This is a genomic window from Pantoea alhagi, from assembly GCF_002101395.1.
GTDB lineage: Bacteria > Pseudomonadota > Gammaproteobacteria > Enterobacterales > Enterobacteriaceae > Mixta > Mixta alhagi.
This window is the reverse complement of record NZ_CP019706.1, coordinates 2,072,352-2,095,965: the sequence shown is the minus strand read 5'-3', so window position 1 is coordinate 2,095,965 and position 23,614 is coordinate 2,072,352. Positions and strand designations below refer to the sequence as shown.

The window sequence follows — 23,614 nt, the reverse complement described above, 5'->3', positions numbered from 1 at the left end:
ATATCTAATGCCAGCGAAGGCGGTGTCATCAGCCGCTCTGTTGCAAAGAAATAGCATCAGCCGCTAACGAAGATGTAACAACCCGACATTCCCAGCATATTGCACTGGGATGAGTGATATTTTTAGCTAGTTGCATTGATCTACTCCATGCAAAGGGATACGGACTATGAGATCGGTAAAGAATATGAAAGTTGGCTTTCGCCTCGGCGCGGCATTCAGTTTAGTAATCTTGCTGTTAATAATTGTGAGTGCCACAGCAATAATTAAAATAAATAATATTAATACCGCAGTAGAAAATATCGTTAACGATCGCTATATCAAAGTCAGGCTGGCATTTGACGTGCGCGACGGCGTTAACGATCAAATCAAATACTTGCGCGGCATGGTGATTGATACCAACCGTCCCGAGATGAACCAAAAGCGGTTTGGCCAGCTTGAGCTGGCGACACAGCAAACTAATGAGGCTATTGAAAAAATTTCCCGCCTGCAGGTGACGCCTGTTGGCCAGAAAAAAATTAAGGCGGTAAAAGAGGCCGCGCAGAATTTTGCTGAAGCCAGCCAGCAGCTGCTTACCCTGATCCGTGGGGGCAACATTGATGCCGCCGCTGATTATGCACTGCGCAAAATGACCCCGGCGCAAAACGCCTTCCTGGATATCGTAGTGAAATTTGCTGATTCACAATCCCTACAGCTACAGGGAGAAGGCGCACACGCGGTGGCGGACGCCAACACGGCAATCAACATGACGCTTATCTTCTCTGCGCTGGCCATCGTCGCTGCGGTGCTCCTTGGCTATTTTCTGACCCGCTCGATTGTGCAGCCGCTACGCGCCGCCGTCAGCATTGCGGAAAACGTAGCGGCTGGCGATCTGCGCACGATAATCAAAGCCAGCTCATCGGATGAAACCGGCCAGCTGATGCAGGCGCTGAAAAAGATGAATGATAATCTTCTGAAAATCGTTACTGAAGTGCGGGCCGGTACCGATCTGATCGCTAACGCCTCCAGTGAAATCTCCGCCGGAAATATGGATCTCTCCTCACGCACCGAGCAGCAGGCCAGCTCGCTGGAGGAAACCGCCGCCGCAATGGAACAGATGACCTCCACGGTTAAGCAGAACGCCGATAACGCCCATCAGGCTAACCAACTGGCGACACTGGCGTCAAAAGTTGCCGTGCAGAGCGGCGATGCGGTGAAACAGGTCGTCAATACGATGGAGACCATCAGTAACTCATCACGCAAAATTGTCGATATTATCAGCGTGATCGATGGCATCGCCTTCCAGACCAATATCCTGGCGCTAAACGCTGCGGTAGAGGCGGCGCGTGCCGGTGAACAGGGACGCGGATTCGCAGTGGTCGCGGCTGAAGTGCGCAGCCTGGCCCAGCGCTCTGCTTCCGCAGCCAAAGAGATCGCACAGCTGATTGAAGATTCGGTTAATAAGGTTGATGAAGGCGGCAGGCAGGTAGCTAACGCCGGCAGCACCATGAATGAAGTATTGACCAGCGTAAAAAGCGTGACGGAAATCATGGGGGAAATCTCCATCGCCAGCACCGAGCAGAGCACTGGTATTGATGAGATTAATGCCGCCATTACCCAGATGGACCAGGTGACCCAGCAGAATGCCGCACTGGTTAATCAGTCGGCGGCGGCGGCCCAGGCCATGCAGGAGCAGGCCGCTCAGCTGGCGCAAACGATGCGGGTATTTAAGGTAAACGAAGCTGTCTGACCCCTCTTCACCGCGTTCGCCTTCTGCTCTGGTTTTGCCCGGCGGCAGAAGGCGCATTGCCAATAGGTCGGTTAATCGCATCGCTTTTATCCGGTTAAAACATCGAACACATCAAAATTGCCTTACTTACCCTGCCCTACACTGACTAACCCGAAAGAGTTACTCCGCGTTCGCAGGGAGGTTTAAGTGCAAAGCATTCAGGCCGATTTAATCATTGTCGGCGCGGGCGGCGCAGGTATACGGGCGGCGATTGCCGCTGCCGTTGCGCAACCGCAGCTGTCCATTGCCCTTGTGTCAAAAGTCTATCCCATGCGCAGCCATACCGTGGCTGCCGAAGGGGGCTCCGCCGCCGTTACCCAGCAGCATGACAGTTTTGATGCCCATTTCCACGACACGGTTGCTGGCGGCGACTGGCTGTGTGAGCAGGATGTGGTGGATTATTTTGTGCAGCACTGCCCGCAAGAAATGATCCAGCTGGAGCAGTGGGGCTGCCCATGGAGCCGCAAACAGGACGGTACGGTTAACGTGCGTCGCTTCGGCGGCATGAAAATCGAGCGGACCTGGTTTGCCGCTGATAAAACCGGCTTCCATATGCTGCATACGCTGTTTCAGACCTCGCTGAAATATCCTCAAATTCGCCGCTTCGATGAGCATTTTGTTTTGGATCTGCTGGTGGATGAGGGGCGCGTCGGCGGCCTGGTGGCGCTGAATATGATGGAAGGCACGCTGGTCACGCTGCGCGCCAACGCCGTAGTGCTGGCCACCGGCGGTGCCGGACGCGTCTACCGCTATAACACCAACGGCAGCATCGTTACCGGTGACGGCATGGGCATGGCGCTGCGTCACGGCGTTCCCCTGCGCGACATGGAGTTTGTGCAGTACCACCCCACCGGCCTGCCTGGCTCCGGCATTCTGATGACGGAAGGCTGCCGTGGCGAAGGCGGAATTCTGGTGAATAAGGATGGCTATCGCTATTTGCAGGATTACGGCCTGGGGCCGGAAACGCCGCCCGGCCAGCCCAAAAACAAATATATGGAGCTGGGGCCACGCGATAAAGTGTCGCAGGCGTTCTGGCATGAGTGGCAGGCGGGCCGCACCCTGTCCAGCCCGCGCGGCGAAGTGGTTCATCTCGATCTGCGTCATCTCGGTGCCAGGAAACTGCATGAGCGGCTGCCTTTTATCTGTGAGCTGAGCAAAGCCTACGTTGGCGTCGATCCGGTTACCGCCCCAATTCCGGTACGTCCGACGGCACACTACACCATGGGCGGCATTGAAACCGACGCGCGCGGCGAAACGCGTATCAACGGGCTGTTTGCCGCCGGAGAGTGTGCCGCCATCGGCCTGCATGGTGCTAACCGACTTGGATCTAACTCGCTGGCGGAGCTGGTGGTGTTTGGGCGTCTGGCTGGCGAACAGGCGGCGGAACGGGCGCTGGAGGATCCTGTCGGCAGCGAGCGGGCGTTAACCGCGCAGGCGAAAGATGTGGAACAGCGCCTGCTGGCGCGTATTAATCAGCCGGGCACCGAGCGCTGGTCCGCGCTGCGTGACGAGATGGGCCGCAGTATGGAACTGGGCTGCGGGATCTATCGCACCCCTGAGCTAATGCAGCAGACGATCGATACGCTGGCGGATTTAAAAACGCGCTACCAGCGCCTGCATATCAGCGACAGCAGCAGCGTTTTCAATACGGAACTGCTTTACAGCCTTGAGCTGGAGCATAGCCTGAACGTAGCCGAATGTATGGCGCATGCGGCGATGCATCGCAAAGAGTCCCGTGGCGCTCATCAGCGGCTGGATGAGGGCTGCCGACAGCGCGACGATCAAAATTATCTGCATCATACACTGACCTTCTTTAACGCCGATGGCGCGCCGCGCATCGAAACCTCCCCTGTTACCATTACCCGCCTGCAGCCTGCTCAGCGCTTATATGGCGCACAGGCGGATGCCGCGCAGGCGCAGGAGACGCCTCATGAATAAACAGCCGACTCTGAATATCACTGTCCAGCGTTATAACCCGGAACAGGACGTTAAACCGCATGATGAACACTTTGCGGTGCCGTGGGATGACCAAACCTCTTTGCTGGATGCGCTGGGTTATATCAAAGATAATCTGGCGTTGGATTTGGCCTGGCGCTGGTCATGCCGCATGGCGATTTGCGGCTCCTGCGGCATGATGGTTAACGGTATCCCTAAGCTCGCCTGTAAAACCTTTTTGCGTGATTACCCGGACGGCCTGCGTATCGCGCCGCTGGCTAATTTCCCGGTTGAGCGCGATTTAGTGGTGGATATGAGCCACTTTATCGCCAGTCTGGAGGCGATTAAGCCCTACATTATTGGCAATCCACGCGTCCCGGCGCAGGGTGCCAACCGGCAAACCCCGACGCAGATGGCACGCTATCATCAGTTTTCCGGCTGTATTAACTGCGGCCTGTGCTATGCCGCCTGCCCACAGTTTGCTCTTAATCCGCAGTTTATCGGCCCGGCCGTTATCGCCCTGGCGCATCGTTACAATCTGGACAGTCGCGATCGCGGCAAGGCCGAACGCATGCCGCTGTTAAACGGCGACAATGGCGTCTGGCCCTGTACCTTTGTTGGCTTTTGCTCTGAAGTCTGCCCTAAACATGTTGATCCGGCTGCGGCTATCCAGCAGGGCAAGGTAGCAAGCGCCAAAGATTATCTGATCGCCCGACTGAAACCGCACTAAGGAGCTGTGAATGATAAGTAAACGCAAACCTTATCTGGCGCCGGTATCAACCAACTGGTGGCGGCAGCTGGCTTTTTATCGCTTGTATATGCTGCGTGAAGGCACCGCTCTGCCTGCGCTCTGGTTTAGCCTGGAGCTGATTTTCGGCCTCTATGCCCTGAAGGGAGGCCCTGAGTCCTGGGCGCATTTTGTGGATTTTCTCCAGCATCCGGCGATATTGCTGTTCAACCTGGTGACGCTGGCTGCCGCGTTGCTGCACAGCAAAACCTGGTTCGGGCTGGCGCCCAGAGCAGCCATTGTGATAGTGAAAGGTGAAAAGCTGAAGCCGCAGCCGATTATTTTCGCTCTGTGGATCGTCACTCTGCTGGTAACGCTGACAGCGCTGTGGCTGGCTCTGGCACAATAAGGAGGAAAGGATGCAACAACCACAACGATCGGATGAGCCGCTGTTTTGGGGATTGTTTAGCGCGGGGGGAATGTGGGCGGCCGTGGTATCGCCGGTTGCGGTTCTGCTGATTGGTCTGCTTTTGCCGCTGGGCTGGTGGCCGGACGACGCGCTAAGCTATGAGCGTATTCGGCAGTTTGCCGCCACCATTCCCGGTTGCGGGCTGATTTTGCTGACGATCGTCCTGCCGTTATGGTGCGCGCTGCATCGCCTGCATCATGGCGCGCACGATCTTCAGTTTTCTATTCCCGCCAGCAAATGGTGGTTCTATGGGCTGGCGGCGATCCTTACGGTGGTGGCCGCTATCGGCGTTTTAACGCTGTAAGCTGTTATTTCAACAACGACAGCATCATCTGCGGCTGCTGGTTCGCCTGAATCAGCACCGCATTGCTGGCCTGCTGGATAATCTGCGCTTTCGTCAGATTACTGGCTTCCAGCGCATAGTCTGCATCCATGATACGGCTGCGCGCTGCGGTGGTCGCCTGCGTTTGCGCGGAGAGCGTTGCCCGGGTTGATTCCAGGCTATTTATCGTGCTGCCATATTCGCCACGATAACCGCTAACGGTTTGCAGCGCCGTATCCAGCGCGCCCAGCGCTTTTGTCGCCTCTTCTTTTGGATTAAGGCGCGTCGCTGCCAGTCCTAACGAGGCGCTATCGGAAGGCGTCGGCGGGATGGTTTTGGTCTGCAAATCGTCGCCAAAATTGGCGCTGGTTACAATTTGCGTGGGGGTGCTGACCTTGACCGGTTCTGCGGGCGTATAGGTCGGCGTCGGCATATTTCCCCAGGTCATACGCGCCGCAAAAGAGCCGTTACCCACCACCATGATCAGCAGGTCTTCGGTCACATTATCAATCGCGATATTTTCCCGTGAATTGCCGGTGGAAACGGTGCCATCGTTGTAGCCGCCGGTGCTCGCATCTTCATAACGATCCCCATCGCCGCTATAAGTGATAGTCATACCGTTATAAGTCTGGGTGGCGCTGCCGTTGATGTTATAGCTGCTGCCGCCCTGCATCAGAAGACTGTCATCATAGCTGGCACCTGGCAAAAAGCCGTTCGCTTCGGTAATCACGCTGCTGTCAGCCTGTGCCGCGCTGGAAACCCCTTTGCTGAGCCAGGTGGAATCAGCATCGCTGCCCTGCAACGGCGTGCCTGTCAAATGTTTGCCATCACGGGTAAAAATCTGGATATCGTCATCGTAAGAGTAAGAGTCGATACGCAAATTAATATTGGTCGCGCCCGCCGGAATATAAGTCAGTGAAACGATCCCGGACGTAAAACTATAGTTGGAGCCTGGCACCGGAAATTTACTGTTTGCCGACGACACATTGCCCAGCTTCAGCGGCAGTTCCGCCTGTGCCGGAGCCAGCGGATACTTACCGAAAATTTCTGTGTTACCGGCGATCTGATCGATTGTGTCGCTGATTTGCTGAAACTCATCCTGCAAACTTTGGCGATCGCTGTTAGATAACGCATCGTTCACCGAGCGGATTGCCAGCTCTTTCGCGCGGATCAACAGTTGGGAAATAGAGTCCAGTCCGCCGTCAGCGGTTTCCGACAGGCTGATACCATCATCCAGCCCACGGCCAATAACCTTATCGGCACCAAGATTGGCAGTCATACGATTAGCAATCGCCTGGCCGGCAGCATCATCTTTCGCGTTATTAATACGTAGTCCCGATGAAAGTCGCGCAATAGTCTGACTAAGTTGAGAGGCGTCCTTTGCCTGATTTTTCAGCACGTTGGCTGATAACAGATTGGTGTTAATGGTCGCCATGATAAGAAATTCTTCACTGACTGTTATTCAAGTAGAAAGGTTATCGGCGCAGAAACACACGGCTTTAACGGGTTTACACAGGCTTACCGCCAGGCCTGGCGCGCTTTTTTGCAGATCCAATGATTTTTTTTGAGTTAACGGCGCGTCACGTTTTGACGTTCTATACTTAAGCCGTTAAAACTTATAAGGAAAGCATTATGTCATTGTGGAAAAGTTTTATTGCCAGCGTAGGCACCCTGCTCTCGGTCGCCTGCAGTACAACTCCGCCCAAAAATGTCACGGTAGTGGAAAATTTTGAGGCCGATCGCTATCTGGGACATTGGTATGAAATTGCCCGCCTCGATCACCGCTTCGAACGCGGTCTTGATCATGTCACTGCCACTTACAGCAAACGGGACGACGGCGGTCTGAAGGTCATTAATCGTGGTTACAGCCCTGAGAAACAGCGCTGGAAAGAGAGCATCGGAAAAGCTTACTTTACCGGTTCGCCGCAGCGTGCGGCCCTGAAAGTCTCTTTCTTTGGCCCTTTTTATGCTGGTTATAACGTGATTGCGCTCGACAGCGACTATCGCTATGCGCTGGTCTGCGGGCCGAACCATAATTATCTGTGGATCCTGTCGCGAACTCCGCAACTGGATGAGTCCGTTAAACAGCAGCTCACCACACAGGCGCGCACGGCCGGTTTTCCGGTGGATAAGCTGATATGGGTAAAACAGGACGGCGTGACGGCACCGTAAACAGGTGATTAGAGCAGAGTGGTGAGCAAAGATTAACGGTGCGGGCAGGCTTAAATGCCGGTACGGAACAGCGTTCCGCACCGTTCAATTTACTGGGCGCCGCGCTGAATCGCCTCACCGCCAGCTTCAACATCTTCGCCTACGCCGCGCGTAGTATTACAAGCGGAGAGCAGAGTAGTAAGAATCAGAGCGGAAAAGATAGCAACAATACTTTTCTTAGACATAGCCATTTCCTTGTTGGTTACAGTTGAAAGTACAGCAACTAAAGCATAGCCGGAAATTAACAGCTTGCCCGTAACCGCAAAGGAAATGACCCGCAATAAAAAAGCGCATCCGGGAGATGCGCCTGATAAAAGCTTATTTTACGCGAGATACGTATTCGCCAGAGCGCGTATCGACTTTGATCACTTCGCCGATCTGCACAAATAACGGAACTTTTACCACCGCGCCGGTGGTCAGGGTGGCCGGTTTGCCGCCAGTACCTGCGGTATCGCCTTTCAGGCCCGGATCGGTATCAACGATTTCTAACTCAACAAAGTTCGGCGGCGTAACGGCAATCGGGCTACCGTTCCACAGGGTCACGATGCACTCGGCCTGATCCAGCAGCCATTTCGCATTTTCACCTACGGCTTTCGCATCAGCAGCCAGCTGTTCGAAGGTTTCATTGTTCATGAAGTGCCAGAACTCACCGTCGTTATAGAGGTAAGTCAGGTTCATATCTACCACGTCAGCGCCTTCGGCGGAGTCGGTAGATTTAAAAGTTTTTTCGATCAGCTTGCCGGTCAGCAGACGACGCATCTTAACGCGTGCGAACGCCTGCCCTTTGCCCGGTTTAACAAACTCACTGGATTCGATAGCGTAAGGCTCGCCTTCGAACATGATTTTGAGACCGTTGCGAAAATCGTTGCTAGAATAAGTCGCCATAAAGGCCCTCTACAATTAATACTGGTACTTAGCCAAAAAAATGGCACACATTGTAACCCTAAATACCCCATCCAGAGAAGATTGGTTGCAACAACTTGCAGACGTCATCACTGAACCCCATGAATTACTACGCTTTTTAGCGTTGGATCACCATCCACATCTGACTGCCGGAGAGGATGCTCGTCGGCTTTTTGCCCTGCGCGTGCCGCGTGCCTTTGCGCAACGCATGAAAAAAGGCGATCCCAACGATCCCCTGCTGCTGCAGGTGATCACCGATCGCCAGGAGTTTATTGATGCGCCCGGCTACAGTACCGATCCGCTGGATGAGCAGAGCAGCGTTGTGCCTGGGCTGCTGCATAAATACAGAAATCGGGCGCTGTTGCTGGTAAAAGGCGGCTGTGCGGTGAACTGCCGCTACTGCTTCCGCCGTCATTTTCCCTATCAGGATAATCAGGGCAACAAGCGCAACTGGCAGCGCGCGCTGGACTATATCCGCGATCATCAGGAGCTGGATGAGATCATTTTCTCCGGCGGCGATCCGCTGATGGCAAAGGATCATGAGCTGGACTGGCTGATCGGCGAACTGGAAGCGATCCCGCATTTAAAGCGTCTGCGTATTCACAGTCGTTTGCCGGTAGTGATCCCGGCACGGATCACGGAGAGTTTGTGCCAGCGTCTGGCAAGCTCGCGTCTGCAGGTGCTTATGGTGACCCATATCAACCATGCGCAGGAGATTGATGACGCGCTACGCCACGGTATCGCCATGCTGAAGCGCGCTGGCGTAACCATGCTTAATCAAAGCGTCTTACTGCGCGGCATCAATGATGACGCACACACGCTGGCGGCGCTCAGCAATGCGCTGTTTGATGCTGGCGTACTGCCTTATTACCTGCACGTGCTGGATAAAGTGCAGGGCGCAGCGCATTTCTATGTTCCGGACGAGACGGCCCGCGCCATTATGCGACAGCTGCTGGCGCTGGTCTCCGGTTATCTGGTGCCGAAACTGGCAAGGGAAATCGGTGGCGAGCCGAGCAAAACACCGCTTGATTTACAGCTCAGACAATCCTGACTGGACGTCCGGTAATGATCTTATTACCGGACAATATTTCTCTGGCCAAAAGTAATGTGACTGTCGCTCACCTTTTTTAAGGACAATAACTCTGTCTTATTTAATGCTATTTTACTTATTTATTAAATAAGTAATGAAAATATTAATAAATACCAGTTCTATCTGTAGCCGAAAAAGATAAATCTCAATAAAAGAACCTATAAAGAAAATTAAATAGCCAGCGCAGCTGTCTTTAATCGACAATAGCCGGGCCTTTCCTTTCTAGGGATAAATAATCTTTGCTGATAATTATGTAAATAGCGCCAGATGTTCAGGATAAACGCTGTTATTCGGGAAGATAAGGCACTGCCGGATTTTACCTTATTTATTTACTGTTTAATCTACTGCTGTTTGTGAATATAAAGAAAAATTCTGGATAATAATTTTTTACAAGGAGTTACGATGAAAAAACTTGCGCTATTTTCCGCCATTATTCTCACCGGCATGGCTCATTTCGCCTATGCCAGCAACAATGACTGTGCCACTAAACGTGCGGTACTTGAGAAGGAGATCGGCATTGCCCGGCATTATGGTAATACCCATAAAGTGAACGGCCTGAAACAGGCGCTGGCAGAAGTTCAAGCCCACTGTACCCATGACAGGGTTATCGCCAGTGCGCAAAAGGATGTTGCCAAACTGGAGAAAAAGTGGGCTAAAAAACAGGATGAGCTGCGAGAAGTGCAGACGGATTTACATGAAGCGCAGGCATCAGGCCGACAGGATAAGGTAAAAAAATATCAGCGCAAGCTAAAAGAAAAACAGGCTGACCTGCGGGAAATTGAGCAAGAACTGGCACAGGCACGTGCTGAACGGGCGGCTCTGAAGAAATAATCTTATAACAGCGTTAAACCGGAAATATCACAGCAGGCACCGGCTTAACGCTACAGATTATGGCTGGTAAAAAAGGCTTACGGGCACTTGTAGACCTGGCCGGTCATTTTGCTATCGAGCGGAGCGAAGCTGGACCAGATATTTTGCGTAGGGCTGGTTGCGCCATAAATCACATTGCCGCCCATCTCCGCCGCCCGGTTGCGTAAATCATTTGCCGCGCCGCGCAGAGAACTGTTTTCACCACCAGCGCCGCTCAGCCAGTTGCTCTGGCTACCGGTGAGTTCACCCAGGAGCTGGCAGGTACTGCCCGGTTGCTGATCGGTAAAGGTGACGCGCTGGCCAGCCGCACTTAGATCTTTGGAGGTGCTACAACCCGCCAGCAGCAACGCTGCTGCAGAAAGCCCCAGCAAGACTTTAATCCGCATGTGATTCCTCATTTATTATCGTCAGTATCATCCGGTCTGAGCGTATCAGAAAAGAGAGCGTTTTCTTAAACATCCCTTGCCACAAACGTTCAGTATAAACCTGCGCGTTTACTTATACCTTTTTCAGCGGCAAAAGAAAAACCCCCTGCCATTTCTGACAGGGGGTTTAGACAACCTAAGCCGTTGGGGGCAATTACATCATGCCGCCCATACCGCCCATGCCGCCCATACCACCAGCAGCACCTAAGTCGCCTTTGTCGTCTTTCGGCAGGTCAGTCACCATACATTCGGTGGTGATCATCAGACCAGCGACAGAAGCCGCGTACTGCAGCGCAGAACGGGTTACTTTGGTCGGATCCAGGATACCGAAGTCGATCATGTTGCCGTACTCTTCGGTAGCCGCGTTGTAACCGTAGTTACCGTCGCCAGCTTTAACCATGTTAGCCACAACGGACGGCTCTTCACCGGCGTTGGAAACGATCTGACGCAGCGGAGCTTCCATTGCGCGCAGCGCAACTTTGATACCCACGTTCTGGTCTTCGTTCTGGCCAGTCAGCTCAGACAGTTTCGCTGCAACGCGAACCAGAGCAACACCACCGCCAGCTACCACGCCTTCTTCCACCGCAGCACGGGTTGCGTGCAGGGCATCTTCAACGCGTGCTTTTTTCTCTTTCATTTCAACTTCAGTTGCTGCGCCAACTTTCAGTACGGCTACGCCGCCTGCCAGTTTCGCTACGCGCTCCTGCAGTTTTTCTTTATCGTAGTCAGAGGTTGCTTCTTCGATCTGCTGACGGATCTGAGAAACGCGGCCCTGGATAGCGCCTTCTTCACCCACGCCATCGATGATGGTGGTGGTGTCTTTGTTGATCACAACGCGTTTAGCCTGACCCAGGTCTTCCAGCGTTGCTTTTTCCAGCTCCATACCGATCTCTTCAGAGATAACGGTACCGCCAGTCAGGATAGCGATATCCTGCAGCATCGCTTTACGACGGTCGCCGAAGCCCGGCGCTTTCACCGCAGCTACTTTCACGATGCCGCGCATGGTGTTCACCACCAGCGTAGCCAGCGCTTCGCCTTCAACGTCTTCAGCAACGATCAGCAGCGGCTTGCTGGCTTTCGCTACTGCTTCCAGTACCGGCAGCAGTTCACGAATGTTAGAGACTTTCTTATCAACCAGCAGGATGAACGGGCTGTCCAGTTCTACTGCGCCAGTTTCCGGCTTGTTGATGAAGTAAGGAGAGAGGTAGCCGCGATCGAACTGCATACCTTCAACCACGTCCAGCTCGTCCTGCAGACCGGTGCCTTCTTCAACGGTGATAACGCCTTCTTTACCCACTTTTTCCATTGCCTGAGCAATCAGGGTACCGACAGACTCATCAGAGTTCGCGGAGATGGTACCAACCTGAGCAATAGCTTTAGAGTCAGAGCAAGGTACGGACAGTGCTTTCAGCTCTTCAACAGCGGCGATAACAGCTTTATCGATACCGCGTTTCAGGTCCATCGGGTTCATGCCAGCAGCAACCGCTTTCAGGCCTTCGTTAACGATAGACTGAGCCAGTACGGTTGCGGTGGTGGTACCGTCACCTGCGGTGTCATTCGCTTTAGAGGCGACTTCTTTCACCATCTGCGCGCCCATATTCTCGAACTTGTCTTCCAGTTCGATTTCACGTGCAACGGAGACGCCATCTTTAGTGATGGTCGGCGAACCGAAAGATTTATCCAGCACTACGTTACGGCCTTTCGGGCCCAGAGTAACTTTAACTGCGTCTGCCAGGATGTTCACGCCGCGCAGCATTTTTACACGCGCGTCATTACCGAATTTTACGTCTTTAGCTGCCATTTGAAATTTCCCTTAAATTCGTATGTTCGATGTGGTTTTTGCCTAATCAGGCTTCAACGATTGCCAGAATGTCGCTTTCAGAGATGATCAACACGTCTTCGTTATCGATCTTCTCGGTTTTCGCGCCGTAACCTTCGTTAAAAATCACAACGTCGCCCACTTTCACATCCAGCGGCTTCACGCTGCCGTTTTCCAGGATGCGACCATTGCCCACAGCCAACACTTCGCCACGGGTAGATTTAGCCGCAGCGGAGCCGGTCAGAACGATGCCGCCAGCAGATTTGGATTCAACTTCTTTACGCTTGACGATTACGCGATCGTGCAATGGACGAATGTTCATTTGATAGCTCTCCTTTGAGAAGTCCAATCAGTCATTTTAGGGATGAATGCCGGGCTTATGGGCTTCCGGCCTCGTGGCTCAAGAGATAGGGACAGCCGTCATCGCTTTCAAGGGGCAATACAAAAAAAAATTTTTGTTTGGGATCAATTTGCCGACCCGGCTAAGCGGCTGCAGAAAAAAACATGGCGGCTCATTGCCGCCATCTTCAGAGTAAAATTTTAACGATCCTGACGATCTTTATCGTGACCAATACGATCGCTGTCTTTACGCTCGTATTCGCCTTCCATGGTGTAGCCGCTGTCCGGGCCAGCCCCCGGCCCGCGCCAGACGCGCAGGTGCGGCATCAGCTTCAGGGTCAGATGTTTTTGTACCGGCGGCAGCAGTAACAGCAGGCCAAGGAAGTCGGTAAAAAATCCCGGCAACAGCAGCAGGAAACCGGCGATAATCAGCGAAACGCTTTTGATCATCTCTTCCGCCGGGCTCTCGCCCTGCGCCAGCTTCTGCTGCATTAGCAGAAAGTTCTTCACGCCCTGATTTTTTACCAGCGACACGCCGATGGCAGAGGTAAAGATCACCAGCAGCATCGTCAGCAAGACGCCCATTACGTGCGCCACCTGAATAAACAGGGTGATCTCAATCCAGGCGAATAAAAACAGTATTAATAACGGTAACCAGCGCACCGTATTCTCCTTTAGTCGGGCTGCCACGCCTGCGGCGCAGCGGCGATATTCTTCGGTTCAAACGCGATCAACCTGCGTTGTCGCGTTAACGTCATAGCAAACTATGGCGCAGATAAGCTACAGAGATGGGTGCGCATACGTTAATTTTCAACCAGGGTGCTGGATTTTTCCCACCTGCGACGATTTTGGGATTATGATCACAGCCGAAAGCTGGCTCTGCGTCAGCTTTTCTTCGAATCGCGATCTGGACTCAGATATTTGTGTCGCTTAAGCCTATGATTGTGCGGCCAGGCCGATAAGGGACAATTTATCTGCCGGGCTTAATTCGACACGATAACCACATCACCTGTAACGATGTAACCGGTAGCTCTAACAAGAAGGTTCCCATGGCAAATAACATTCGTATCGAAGAAGACCTGTTAGGCATGCGTGAAGTTCCGGCGGATGCGTATTACGGCGTTCATACTTTGCGTGCGATTGAGAATTTCTGTATCAGCAGCCATAAAATCAGCGACATTCCTGAGTTTGTGCGCGGCATGGTAATGGTGAAGAAAGCGGCAGCGCTGGCCAATAAAGAGCTGCAGACCATCCCTCGTCATATTGCCAATACCATTATCCAGGCGTGTGATGAGGTATTGAATAACGGCAAATGCATGGACCAGTTTCCGGTTGATGTCTATCAGGGGGGCGCAGGCACCTCGGTAAATATGAACACCAACGAGGTGCTGGCTAATATCGGGCTTGAACTGATGGGGCACCAGAAAGGGGAATATCAGTTTCTGAACCCGAATGACCACGTCAATAAATGCCAGTCCACCAACGACGCTTATCCTACCGGCTTTCGTATCGCGGTTTACGCTTCCATTCTGAAACTGCTGGATGCGATCGCTCAGTTAGGCGACGGTTTTGAGCGTAAAGCCGTTGAGTTTGAAACGATTCTGAAGATGGGCCGCACGCAGCTACAGGATGCCGTGCCGATGACGTTGGGTCAGGAATTCCACGCCTTTAACGTCCTGCTGAAAGAAGAGATTAAAAACATTACCCGCACCGCCGAGCTGCTGCTGGAGGTTAACCTTGGCGCCACGGCCATCGGCACGCGTCTGAATACGCCGGAGGGCTACCAGCAACTGGCGGTAGAAAAACTGGCCGAGGTCACTAATCTGCCGGTTACGCCCGCTGAGGATCTGATCGAAGCAACGTCCGACTGCGGCGCCTATGTGATGGTGCATTCCGCGTTGAAACGCCTGGCGGTCAAGCTGTCGAAAATCTGCAACGATTTACGCCTGCTCTCTTCGGGTCCGCGCGCCGGCCTGAATGAAATCAATCTGCCGGAGCTGCAGGCCGGTTCTTCTATTATGCCAGCCAAAGTGAACCCGGTGGTGCCGGAAGTAGTAAACCAGGTTTGCTTTAAAGTGATCGGCAATGACACCACCGTGACCATGGCCTCCGAGGCGGGTCAGCTTCAGCTTAACGTGATGGAACCGGTAATCGGCCAGGCGATGTTTGAATCTATTCAGATCCTGACCAATGCCTGCTATAACCTACTGGAAAAATGCGTTGACGGCATTACCGCCAATAAAGCGGTTTGTGAAGCGTACGTGTTTAACTCTATCGGTATCGTGACCTATCTCAACCCTTATATTGGTCACCATAACGGTGATATTGTCGGTAAAATCTGTGCTGAAACCGGCAAAAGCGTCAGAGATGTGGTGCTGGAGCGCGGTCTGCTGACCGAAGCCGAACTGGACGATATCTTTTCCGTTCCTAACCTGATGCGTCCTGTTTATAAAGCAAAACGCTATACCGATGAAAATGAAAATTAAGCCCGACTCTTAACGCATTGCAGGCACGTCTGTTCGCTGAACAACGTGCCTTTTTTATTGCCGCAGCATACAAATTTTTAACTTTTTTTTATTATTTTTATCATCTTTATAAGGGGTCATATTATGGTGGGAGTAGAGCTGGTTATCGTCCTGCTGGCGATCTATCTGGGCGCCAGGCTGGGGGGTATCGGCATCGGCTTTGCGGGCGGTCTGGGCGTGCTGGTATTGGCGCTATTGTGCCAAATGAAGCCGGGGGCCATTCCTTTCGATGTCATCGAAATTATTATGGCCGTGATTTCCGCTATTGCCGCCATGCAGGTAGCGGGCGGTATGAATTACCTGGTGAGCCTTGCTGAGCGGCTGCTGCGTAAGCATCCCCGCTACGTTACTTTTCTCGCGCCGCTGGTGACCTATTGTATGACGCTGCTGGCAGGTACCGGCCATACCGCGTTCTCTACGCTGCCGGTTATCGCCGAGGTCGCCAAAGAGCAAGGCGTGCGTCCGTCACGCCCGCTATCTATCGCTGTTGTCGCGTCGCAGATTGCCATTACCGCCTCACCGATTTCCGCCGCCGTGGTCTATTTCGCCGGGATTCTTGAGCCACGCGGTATCGGCTATCTGGCGCTGTTGGGCGTGGCAATTCCTTCTACCATGGCGGCGATTTTCGTGGCGGCGCTGGTAACAAACTTTCTCGGCAAAGAGCTGCAGGACGATCCGATTTATCAGGCGCGTCTGGCAAAAGGGGAAGTGACGTTGCGCGGCTCGCAGGTTTTTGAAGAGAAGCCGGGCGCAAAACGCTCGGTGCTACTGTTTCTAATCGGTATTGTGGCCGTCATGCTTTATGCCACCGCAATCAGCGAAAATGTCGGCCTGATCCAGAATCCGCTGCTGCCGCGCAACGAAGCGATTGTGGTGTTTATGCTGACCATCGCCACGCTGATCTGCCTGAGCTGTAAAGTGGATACCAGCGCTATCCTCAGCGCCAGCACGTTTAAATCGGGCATGAGCGCCTGTATCTGTGTGATGGGCGTCGCCTGGCTGGGGGATACCTTTGTAAAAGGGCATATTAATGATATTCAGATGCTGGCCGGAGAGCTGCTGAATAATCATCCGTGGATGCTGGCGCTGGTGCTGTTTTTTGCTTCCACCCTGCTCTATTCCCAGGCGGCAACCACGAAAGCTCTGATGCCTGCTGCGCTGATGCTGGGCGTCTCGCCGGTCACCGCCGTGGCCTCTTTCGCTGCCGTTTCCGCGCTGTTTGTGCTGCCCACCTACCCAACCCTGCTGGCAGCGGTTGAGATGGATGACACCGGCTCCACGCGCATCGGCAAGTTTGTTTTTAACCACTCGTTTCTGATCCCCGGCACGCTCGCGATTGTGCTGTCGGTGGCGTTTGGTTTCCTGTTCGGACAGCTGTTTTTGTAGCGTCCCCGGTAACCTGGCCCAGGCCGGGTTACCTCTGCTTACCACCAGTCAAAAATATCCGCATCACCCCATGCTATGATTGCTTTTTTAGTCTCAGGAGCGAGCCATGACTTTATCTACCGCCGTCATTGTTCTTTGTACCGCCCCCGACAGCGCCACCGCCGAACAGCTGGCCGATAAAGCGCTCTCGGCGCGGCTTGCCGCCTGCGTAACCGTGTTACCGGGAGCCACTTCATACTATGTATGGCAAGGAGAGCGTGAAAGCGCCAGCGAAGTGCAGATGCTGCTTAAAAGCGATGTCACCCATCAGCAGGCGTTAATCGACCTGTTAAAAGTGGAACACCCTTACGATACGCCTGAACTGCTGGTATTACCGGTACAACATGGAGAGAGTGATTACCTGTCATGGCTCAGCGCATCGCTTCGATAATATTATTGTTCATTAGCGCCTTTCTTTGTTTGCCCGCTCAGGCCGGGCTGTTTGATAAAGGTTCACAAAGCGGCTTTGTGCCGGTTAATGAGGCCTTCTCCTTTGATTTCAGTCAGCAAGGCGATCGTTTAACGCTGCGCTGGCAGGTGAAACCAGGCTATTACCTCTACCGCCAGCAAATCAGCCTGACCGCAAAGCAGGCGAAGCTGGCTCCGCTGCAGTTGCCGACGGGCCAGCCGCATGAGGATGAGTTTTACGGCAGGAGCGAAATCTATCCGCATGATCTGACCATCCCGGTAACCATTGCTGAAGCAGGCGATAATGCCAGCGTGACGCTGCGCTATCAGGGTTGCGCCGCAGCGGGCTTTTGCTACCCGCCGGAAACGCGTGAAATTCCACTGACGGCGGTAGCGGCGGCATCCACGAAGCCAGCTCCCGCTTTCGACGCTGCAGCGCCGGTTACCTCTTCTGCCGCCACGACGTCGCTAACGGAGAGCACGCCGCTGCCCTTCTCACCCTTGTGGGCGTTGCTGATTGGTATTGGCGTTGCCTTTACGCCCTGCGTATTGCCGATGTATCCACTGATTTCCGGCATCATTCTTGGCGGCAACCGTCAGCTATCGAGCGGCCGCCTGCTGGCGCTGTCGATGGTCTACGTACAGGGCATGGCGCTGACCTATACGCTATTGGGCGTGGTGGTTGCTGCCGCAGGCTTACGCTTTCAGGCGGCGCTGCAGCATCCGTATGTGCTGATCACGCTCTCGCTGCTGTTTGTGCTGCTGGCGCTCTCGATGTTCGGCCTCTTTACTCTGCAGCTGCCTGCCAGCCTGCAAACGCGCCTGACGCTGTGGAGCAACCGTCAACGCGGCGGTTCCCTGCCCGGCGTATTTTTGATGGGCGCGCTGGCGGGCTTGATTTGTTCTCCCTGCACCACTGCGCCGCTCAGCGCCATCCTGCTTTATATTGCCCAAAGCGGCAATATGTTGGCGGGCGCAGGTACGCTGTGGCTGTACGCCCTGGGGATGGGCCTGCCGCTGATTGCCGTTACGCTGTGTGGCAGTCGCCTGCTGCCGAAAAGCGGCCCGTGGATGCAGACGGTTAAAGAAGGCTTCGGCTTTGTCATTCTGGCGCTGCCGGTGTTTCTGCTGGAGCGTATCCTTGGCGATAGCTGGGGGCTGCGGCTCTGGAGCCTGCTGGCAGTCAGCTTTTTTGCCTGGGCATTTATTATCAGCCTGCAGGCGCGGCGTGGCTGGTTACGCGTGGCGCAGGTGCTGCTGCTGGCGGCGGCGCTGGTCAGCGCACAGCCTTTGCAGCAATGGGCCTTCGGCACGCAGACACCTGCCGCTGCGCATATGGATCTGAACTTCACTCGCGTGAGCAGCGTCGCACAGCTGGATGCCCGGCTACGGCAGGCGCAGGGCAAAATAACCATGCTGGATCTGTATGCCGACTGGTGCGTCGCCTGTAAAGAGTTCAGCAAGTATACCTTCAGCGACGCCGGCGTGCGGCAGGCGTTGATGTCGATGGTGCTGCTGCAGGCGGACGTTACCGCCAACAGCCAGCAGGATAGCGCGCTGTTGCAGCGTTTACAGGTGCTGGGGCTGCCCACTATTCTGTTTTTTGATGCACAGGGCAAAGAGATCCCTGGCTCGCGCGTGACAGGTTATCTGGACGCCGCCGCGTTTCAGGCGCATTTGCAGAAACTGGCGCGGTAAACGACACTGGAGTCTGGTTCAATGAACGTGACTGCCGATTTACCGACAGAGAAACGCTTACAGGAGAGGTTTTACGTGCAACGTGAACAGGTACTCGACCACGCACTAAACGTACTGGAACATAATGGTCTCGCGGGCACCGTCTCGCTGGAGGAGCTGGCTGGTCAGGTTGCGGTCCCTTATGATCAACTAAAACGTTTCTGGCCCGACCGTGAGGCGTTGCTGTATGACGCACTGCGCTATCATGGTCAACAGATCGATAGCTGGCGTCGTCAGCTCCTGCTGGATGACACCCTTAGCGCCGAGGAAAAACTGCTGGCGCGTTATAAAGTGCTGGAAGAGTCGGTCGGCAACGGTCGCTTTCCGGGCTGTTTATTTATTGCCGCCTGCAGTTTTTATCCGCAGCCGGATCATCCGGTGCATCAGCTGGCTGAACAGCAAAAGCGCGCCTCCTGGCAATATACCCATGAACTGCTGACGCTGTTGGGCACCGATAATCCGACGCTAGTGGCCGACCAGATGGAGCTGGTGCTGGAAGGCTGTCTGAGCAAACTGCTGGTGAAACGCAACCAACAGGATGTGGCTATCGCCCGTCGGCTGGCGGAAGATGTGCTGCATATCGCGCTTTGTCGTCGAAATGGCGCATTAACTTAATAATTTTTCGCCAGGATGGGTAAAAAGCAGGCGATCAACCGCATTTCCGTAACTTTTTCACAGAAAGCCGTTGACGCTTATCAGCCTTTACGGTTTAATGCGCCCCGTTGCCCGGATAGCTCAGTCGGTAGAGCAGGGGATTGAAAATCCCCGTGTCCTTGGTTCGATTCCGAGTCCGGGCACCACTATTTAAAGAACCCGCCCATAAGGCGGGTTTTTGCTTTTCTACGTACGAACTCCTCATCGAACGCATTCGATTATTCGCCTCCCCGGGCCAACGCAAGCGCTGTTTAAATACGCTCTGAGCGGTAGGTCTTACTCTCTTTCAACATCAGATTGATTAGCCTTTGCCCTGGTTAATATCCACCGGACGAACAGGCAACAGCTAATTCAGGCGCATTCCAGTCTATCTGAGCGTAGCCAGTACCAGGCCGGTGACAGTGCTTGTTCAAATCGAATACAGCCCCGCCTTTCATCGTCATCAAACTGCTGCATGACAAGAGCTGGTTGTTAAAAGTTATATTTCATTCCAAATAGCGCGGCAGTGTCGCTATAGCCAGCATCGCCTATCTGTACGCCGACATTACCCCAGACATTCATGCGCGGGTTAATTTTCCCTTCCAACCCGACCTTAACTTCAGCCAGATTTGTCGCACCATCCTGGCTTACCCGGACATCATCCATTTTCGTGGCAAAGTTTCGCGTGTTATGCAACCAGTTCAGTGCGAGATAAGGCTGGAATTCACGCTGCTTGCCGTTATCGCGCACATGGTGACCGTTAAGCCAGGTTTTAATGCCCACTCGGGTCATCCAGTTCCCGTCGCCCTCGCCCCGTATCCGGGTGCCATTTGCTTCCCGGTGATTGTCGGCCCGTACGCCCATCCACACCGCCTGAACCTGCGGCTGAACAAACCACTCATTAAGTGTGCCATGGCTGCCCGAGAACTGACCGGCCTTCCAGGTGTAACCGCCTTCCAGCGAAGCGGTGAACCCGTGCGACTTATAAGTTTCAGCCGCCAGTTCTTCGCCGCTTACTTCATTATTAAACCAGCTATATTGCAACCAGCTATCCAGCCAGGCCCCTGTATGGTTTTCTTTGTTCGCATACCATGTGGCATAACCCCCAACGCTATACCCTTCAACTGAGCCCTTCGAGTGATAACCTTTTACGCGGCTATCTGTCGTGCTGTGGCTATTGGCATAGCCTGTCATAAACCCGACATGCCAGCGATCTGCACCATCGGTACTCCAGCGCGCGACATCTCCTCCCAGCTGTGCCACATAACGATTGCTTTGGGTTTTTAACTGCCCGCTACCGTCGCGCCACACGTTATGCCCGCCGACCTGCCGTAGCCACAGGCTGGTGACTTCCCTCTGACTCAGGAGCGCATCGCTAAATTGCGGCTCCCCAAGTCGATCGTGCAGCGTCATCATAAACAGGGTATTTCCCGCCGCCAGATTTGCGATGTAGCTTCCGCCTTCCGGACGAATAGCAGCCGGCGACTCGGAAACTGGTGCCGGCGCGGGGTCAGCCGGCGTTAACTGGCTGGTCAGATACCAGCTTTCCCCCTTACGAACGAGATCGTAATCATATGCCCCTGCAACAATACGGCCCGACTTAACAAAGCTGCCGATGGAAGTACCGCCAACATCAACAATTTCAATACCTTCAATGGTTTTCGCGCCACCTCCACCAAGATTATTAATGGAAATGCGGGTTGTTCCCTGGAGAACATCCCCACCGACAATCAGTTTGTTTGATGGTGAACCGTCATCACCTAACACACTATTCATCACCAGCAGACCACCATCACCCGCGTAATTGCCCGTTACGGTAAGGGTGTCGAACTTGTTTACGTCAGAAAATGTAATTGTGCCGTTATTGATCAGTTGTCCGACGCTTGAGCTGTTGCTCATGTTCCAGCGGCTACTGTCATCAAGCCCGAGAGAAGTTGTATGAGTAACCGCTCCCGTCAGCACCGAGCCAGATGTAAGACTCACCACTACAGCGTTACCCGGATCTGACACAGAGATATCGCCGTTTAGCGTGCTGTTTACTGCGTTAAAGGTTACGTTGCTATAGAGATTATTGGCAGGATCGAGCGCGTCTTCATAATTACTGACCGTCATCAATTGACCATTCCCTCCTGTCAGTATGGAGTGCTTTACTTCCAGCGACAGATTGGAGGTATCAACTTGAATCGCCTGTGCCTGATCTGCGCGAAGTGTCACATTATCCAGCGATACATCGTTTTTCAGCGATGAGGAATAGCCATTCACAAACAATCCACTAGCCCTATAGCCAGAAGTGGAGATGAAACTATTGCTGATATCCAGTGTGCCGGCGTAGTTCCACACCCCAAAGCTTTCATCGCCTGCGGTATTGACCTCCACATTATTGGCGGTGATTTTTGAACCAGGGTATACCAGCAGGCCGGGAGCCAGCTTACCGTACGTTGCAATTGTGCTGTTATTCAGCCTCCCTTGCCCTCCAAGCGCCGTAAACATCCCCGCACCACCTGTTCCCGAAGTTGTGACCGCCAGTCCATCACCCTGAATCTGGTTTTCGGTATACAATCCGTAGGCATTTTCACCTTGCGCTTCAAGAGTGCTATTCGTGACGCTTGCTGTGCCTCGCTGAGCATTAACCGCACTAGAACGGTCACCTTGAGTAGTAATGGTAGCGCTGTCCACTGTAACGGAGGAATCCGATGAGGCGACCCAAACTGCATCGCTATATGTGCCCTGCGTAGAATAATCTCCTCCCTCAATAACGACTTTTGCATTTGAGTTAACATTGACTGCATAGCTGCTATTGCCCTGGGTACTGGCCGACACATTCTTTAAGTTCAGTTCGCCCGCGCTGGCTCGAATGGCTTCGCCAGAATCGATCTTAATCGTCCCATCAGTGACATCTGCCTTTGCCAGGCTACCCATGCCAGACCAGCTACCATCAAGCACCAGTCCATCCGCGCTTCCCTGGCCTGTGATGGTCATATTATCAATCGCGGCGACACTGCTGTTTGCCAGATATAATCCGGCCCCCCGAGAACCGGTGACATTCATTTGCAACCCTTGAGCCGTGAGCTTGCTATTATCAATCCAGGCTCCGCCTCCGTGAATGCCGGAACTATTCAGTTCAAGATTTTTGGCAGTTAAATCTGCGCCGTTTTTTGCCTGAATAATAAAAGTGCCGTTAGTGCCATTGCCAAGGGTTAAATTTTCAATTTTGCGTACAGTCCCATTAGCGATAATTGTATCGGTATTCACTGCCCAGACATATGAACATGAGACAAGATAAACTGGTAAAATATACAGTTGGCGATGCAAAGATAGATACAAATGCCGTTTGTTATTTAATTCCTTATTCATAGTCCATTCCTTTTAAGTTGTTCAACTACAGGCAAAGCGTATTTCTTTCATCCCGACGGCAATTTGCAATAAATGAGGCATAGCGGTAAAACTCCGCCCGGTTAACCGCTCCCATCTTGCGGCTGGCATTACGGTAGTGAGTACTGATTGTTTTCCGTGAACGATTCAGAATTCTTGATATATCAGTACTGTCGTAACCCCGGCCAACCAAAATCATTACATCATTTTCAGTATCTGAAAGCTGAGCATATTTTTTTAAGCCAAAATTCCAGTACGTCTCTTCCCTGTTAACCAACAAGTTATAATCGGCTCTGGCTATGGAAATTATTTTGCCGATCTTTATGGAAATTTCATCCAGGGTCAGGTTTTTGGTTATAAATGGAACGTGAATTGTCATCCCTTCATCCCCTTCCCGGCCTGATTCATGGCTAGCGCAGATACTTCTTTGATTGAAAATCCGGATTGTCACCATGTCATCGCGGAAAATAATATCCGCAATATCACGATTTTTTTCTTCTGATGGTAATAAAAAAAGAACCTCCTCTTTATGGGCTTCGGTGAACTGGTTGAAAATTAAGGCACTCAATCCTGATTTCAGGTAAAAGTTTGAATCCATCAATAATATATTCAACATACATCACATCCATGCGTTGTAAA

General features: G+C 53.1%; 22 protein-coding genes and 1 tRNA gene. 14 read left to right on the top strand and 9 right to left on the bottom strand.

All coding sequences use genetic code 11. The features are described from left to right. Positions 1-166 precede the first annotated feature (166 nt). From B1H58_RS09795 to frdD, 5 genes are all read left to right on the top strand, one after another. The gene (locus B1H58_RS09795; protein ID WP_085069848.1) at positions 167-1,726 is read left to right on the top strand and encodes a methyl-accepting chemotaxis protein; all 1,560 of its coding nucleotides are present in this window, start codon (positions 167-169) and stop codon (positions 1,724-1,726) included. 186 nt (positions 1,727-1,912) lie between these two features. Continuing rightward, entirely contained in the window at positions 1,913-3,703 is a 1,791-nt protein-coding gene (gene frdA, locus B1H58_RS09790) for a fumarate reductase (quinol) flavoprotein subunit (protein WP_085069846.1), read from the top strand. Continuing rightward, a complete protein-coding gene (locus B1H58_RS09785; RefSeq protein WP_085069845.1) occupies positions 3,696-4,430 on the top strand; it encodes a succinate dehydrogenase/fumarate reductase iron-sulfur subunit in 735 nt (244 codons plus the stop codon). Before frdA ends, B1H58_RS09785 begins: the two co-directional genes overlap by 8 nt. 10 nt (positions 4,431-4,440) lie before the next feature. Then, entirely contained in the window at positions 4,441-4,836 is a 396-nt protein-coding gene (gene frdC / locus B1H58_RS09780) for a fumarate reductase subunit FrdC (RefSeq protein ID WP_085069843.1), read from the top strand. Between the two features lie 10 nt (positions 4,837-4,846). Beyond that, positions 4,847-5,200 carry a fumarate reductase subunit FrdD gene (frdD, locus tag B1H58_RS09775; protein ID WP_085069841.1) on the top strand — a complete coding sequence of 118 codons (354 nt, stop codon included), beginning with the start codon at positions 4,847-4,849 and terminating at the stop codon, positions 5,198-5,200. A gap of 4 nt (positions 5,201-5,204) precedes the next feature. Here the strand turns inward: frdD and B1H58_RS09770 are convergent, their stop codons facing one another. Next, entirely contained in the window at positions 5,205-6,653 is a 1,449-nt protein-coding gene (locus B1H58_RS09770; RefSeq protein ID WP_085069839.1) for a flagellin N-terminal helical domain-containing protein, read from the bottom strand. A 197-nt stretch (positions 6,654-6,850) separates the two neighbouring features. On the opposite strand from B1H58_RS09770, the gene B1H58_RS09765 reads away from it, so the two are divergent. Next, positions 6,851-7,390 carry a lipocalin family protein gene (locus B1H58_RS09765; RefSeq protein WP_085069837.1) on the top strand — a complete coding sequence of 180 codons (540 nt, stop codon included), beginning with the start codon at positions 6,851-6,853 and terminating at the stop codon, positions 7,388-7,390. Positions 7,391-7,479: 89 nt separating this feature from the next. Here the strand turns inward: B1H58_RS09765 and B1H58_RS09760 are convergent, their stop codons facing one another. After that, complete coding sequence (locus B1H58_RS09760; protein ID WP_085069835.1) at positions 7,480-7,614, bottom strand: entericidin A/B family lipoprotein; 135 nt, start codon at positions 7,612-7,614, stop codon at positions 7,480-7,482. A 133-nt stretch (positions 7,615-7,747) separates the two neighbouring features. Next, positions 7,748-8,314, bottom strand: coding sequence for an elongation factor P (gene efp, locus B1H58_RS09755; RefSeq protein WP_085069833.1), 567 nt, complete (start codon positions 8,312-8,314; stop codon positions 7,748-7,750). A gap of 40 nt (positions 8,315-8,354) precedes the next feature. On the opposite strand from efp, the gene epmB reads away from it, so the two are divergent. Further along, positions 8,355-9,383 (top strand): EF-P beta-lysylation protein EpmB, encoded by a 1,029-nt coding sequence (gene epmB / locus B1H58_RS09750; RefSeq protein WP_085069831.1) that lies wholly within the window; start codon positions 8,355-8,357, stop codon positions 9,381-9,383. A gap of 441 nt (positions 9,384-9,824) precedes the next feature. Continuing rightward, the gene (locus tag B1H58_RS09745) at positions 9,825-10,253 is read left to right on the top strand and encodes a DUF1090 domain-containing protein (protein ID WP_085069829.1); all 429 of its coding nucleotides are present in this window, start codon (positions 9,825-9,827) and stop codon (positions 10,251-10,253) included. Positions 10,254-10,330: 77 nt separating this feature from the next. Here the strand turns inward: B1H58_RS09745 and B1H58_RS09740 are convergent, their stop codons facing one another. From B1H58_RS09740 to B1H58_RS09720, 4 genes are all read right to left on the bottom strand, one after another. Then, the gene (locus tag B1H58_RS09740) at positions 10,331-10,678 is read right to left on the bottom strand and encodes a DUF4156 domain-containing protein (protein WP_085069827.1); all 348 of its coding nucleotides are present in this window, start codon (positions 10,676-10,678) and stop codon (positions 10,331-10,333) included. A gap of 193 nt (positions 10,679-10,871) precedes the next feature. Continuing rightward, complete coding sequence (gene groL / locus B1H58_RS09735; RefSeq protein ID WP_085069825.1) at positions 10,872-12,518, bottom strand: chaperonin GroEL; 1,647 nt, start codon at positions 12,516-12,518, stop codon at positions 10,872-10,874. A 46-nt stretch (positions 12,519-12,564) separates the two neighbouring features. Next, positions 12,565-12,858: a co-chaperone GroES gene (locus B1H58_RS09730; protein ID WP_103059132.1), complete on the bottom strand. Its 294-nt coding sequence runs from the start codon at positions 12,856-12,858 to the stop codon at positions 12,565-12,567. A gap of 218 nt (positions 12,859-13,076) precedes the next feature. Then, on the bottom strand, positions 13,077-13,538 hold the full coding sequence (locus B1H58_RS09720) for an FxsA family protein (RefSeq protein WP_085069820.1): 462 nt from the start codon (positions 13,536-13,538) through the stop codon (positions 13,077-13,079). Positions 13,539-13,924: 386 nt separating this feature from the next. Here B1H58_RS09720 and aspA point away from each other — a divergent pair, with 386 nt between their 5' ends. From aspA to B1H58_RS09690, 6 genes are all read left to right on the top strand, one after another. Then, complete coding sequence (aspA, locus tag B1H58_RS09715; protein WP_085069818.1) at positions 13,925-15,361, top strand: aspartate ammonia-lyase; 1,437 nt, start codon at positions 13,925-13,927, stop codon at positions 15,359-15,361. A 123-nt stretch (positions 15,362-15,484) separates the two neighbouring features. Beyond that, a complete protein-coding gene (locus B1H58_RS09710) occupies positions 15,485-16,786 on the top strand; it encodes an anaerobic C4-dicarboxylate transporter (RefSeq protein WP_085069816.1) in 1,302 nt (433 codons plus the stop codon). A 106-nt stretch (positions 16,787-16,892) separates the two neighbouring features. Further along, positions 16,893-17,216 (top strand): divalent cation tolerance protein CutA, encoded by a 324-nt coding sequence (gene cutA, locus B1H58_RS09705; RefSeq protein ID WP_085069814.1) that lies wholly within the window; start codon positions 16,893-16,895, stop codon positions 17,214-17,216. Beyond that, positions 17,192-18,931: a protein-disulfide reductase DsbD gene (locus B1H58_RS09700; protein ID WP_085069812.1), complete on the top strand. Its 1,740-nt coding sequence runs from the start codon at positions 17,192-17,194 to the stop codon at positions 18,929-18,931. Before cutA ends, B1H58_RS09700 begins: the two co-directional genes overlap by 25 nt. A gap of 75 nt (positions 18,932-19,006) precedes the next feature. Next, the gene (gene dicD, locus B1H58_RS09695; protein ID WP_085072279.1) at positions 19,007-19,585 is read left to right on the top strand and encodes a division control transcriptional repressor DicD; all 579 of its coding nucleotides are present in this window, start codon (positions 19,007-19,009) and stop codon (positions 19,583-19,585) included. A 109-nt stretch (positions 19,586-19,694) separates the two neighbouring features. After that, positions 19,695-19,770: transfer RNA gene (locus B1H58_RS09690), tRNA-Phe, on the top strand. Positions 19,771-20,095: 325 nt separating this feature from the next. On the opposite strand, the gene B1H58_RS09685 is transcribed toward B1H58_RS09690, so the two are convergent. After that, positions 20,096-22,957, bottom strand: coding sequence for an autotransporter outer membrane beta-barrel domain-containing protein (locus tag B1H58_RS09685; protein ID WP_085069810.1), 2,862 nt, complete (start codon positions 22,955-22,957; stop codon positions 20,096-20,098). Between the two features lie 25 nt (positions 22,958-22,982). After that, positions 22,983-23,591: a helix-turn-helix domain-containing protein gene (locus tag B1H58_RS09680; protein ID WP_085069808.1), complete on the bottom strand. Its 609-nt coding sequence runs from the start codon at positions 23,589-23,591 to the stop codon at positions 22,983-22,985. Positions 23,592-23,614: the final 23 nt, after the last annotated feature.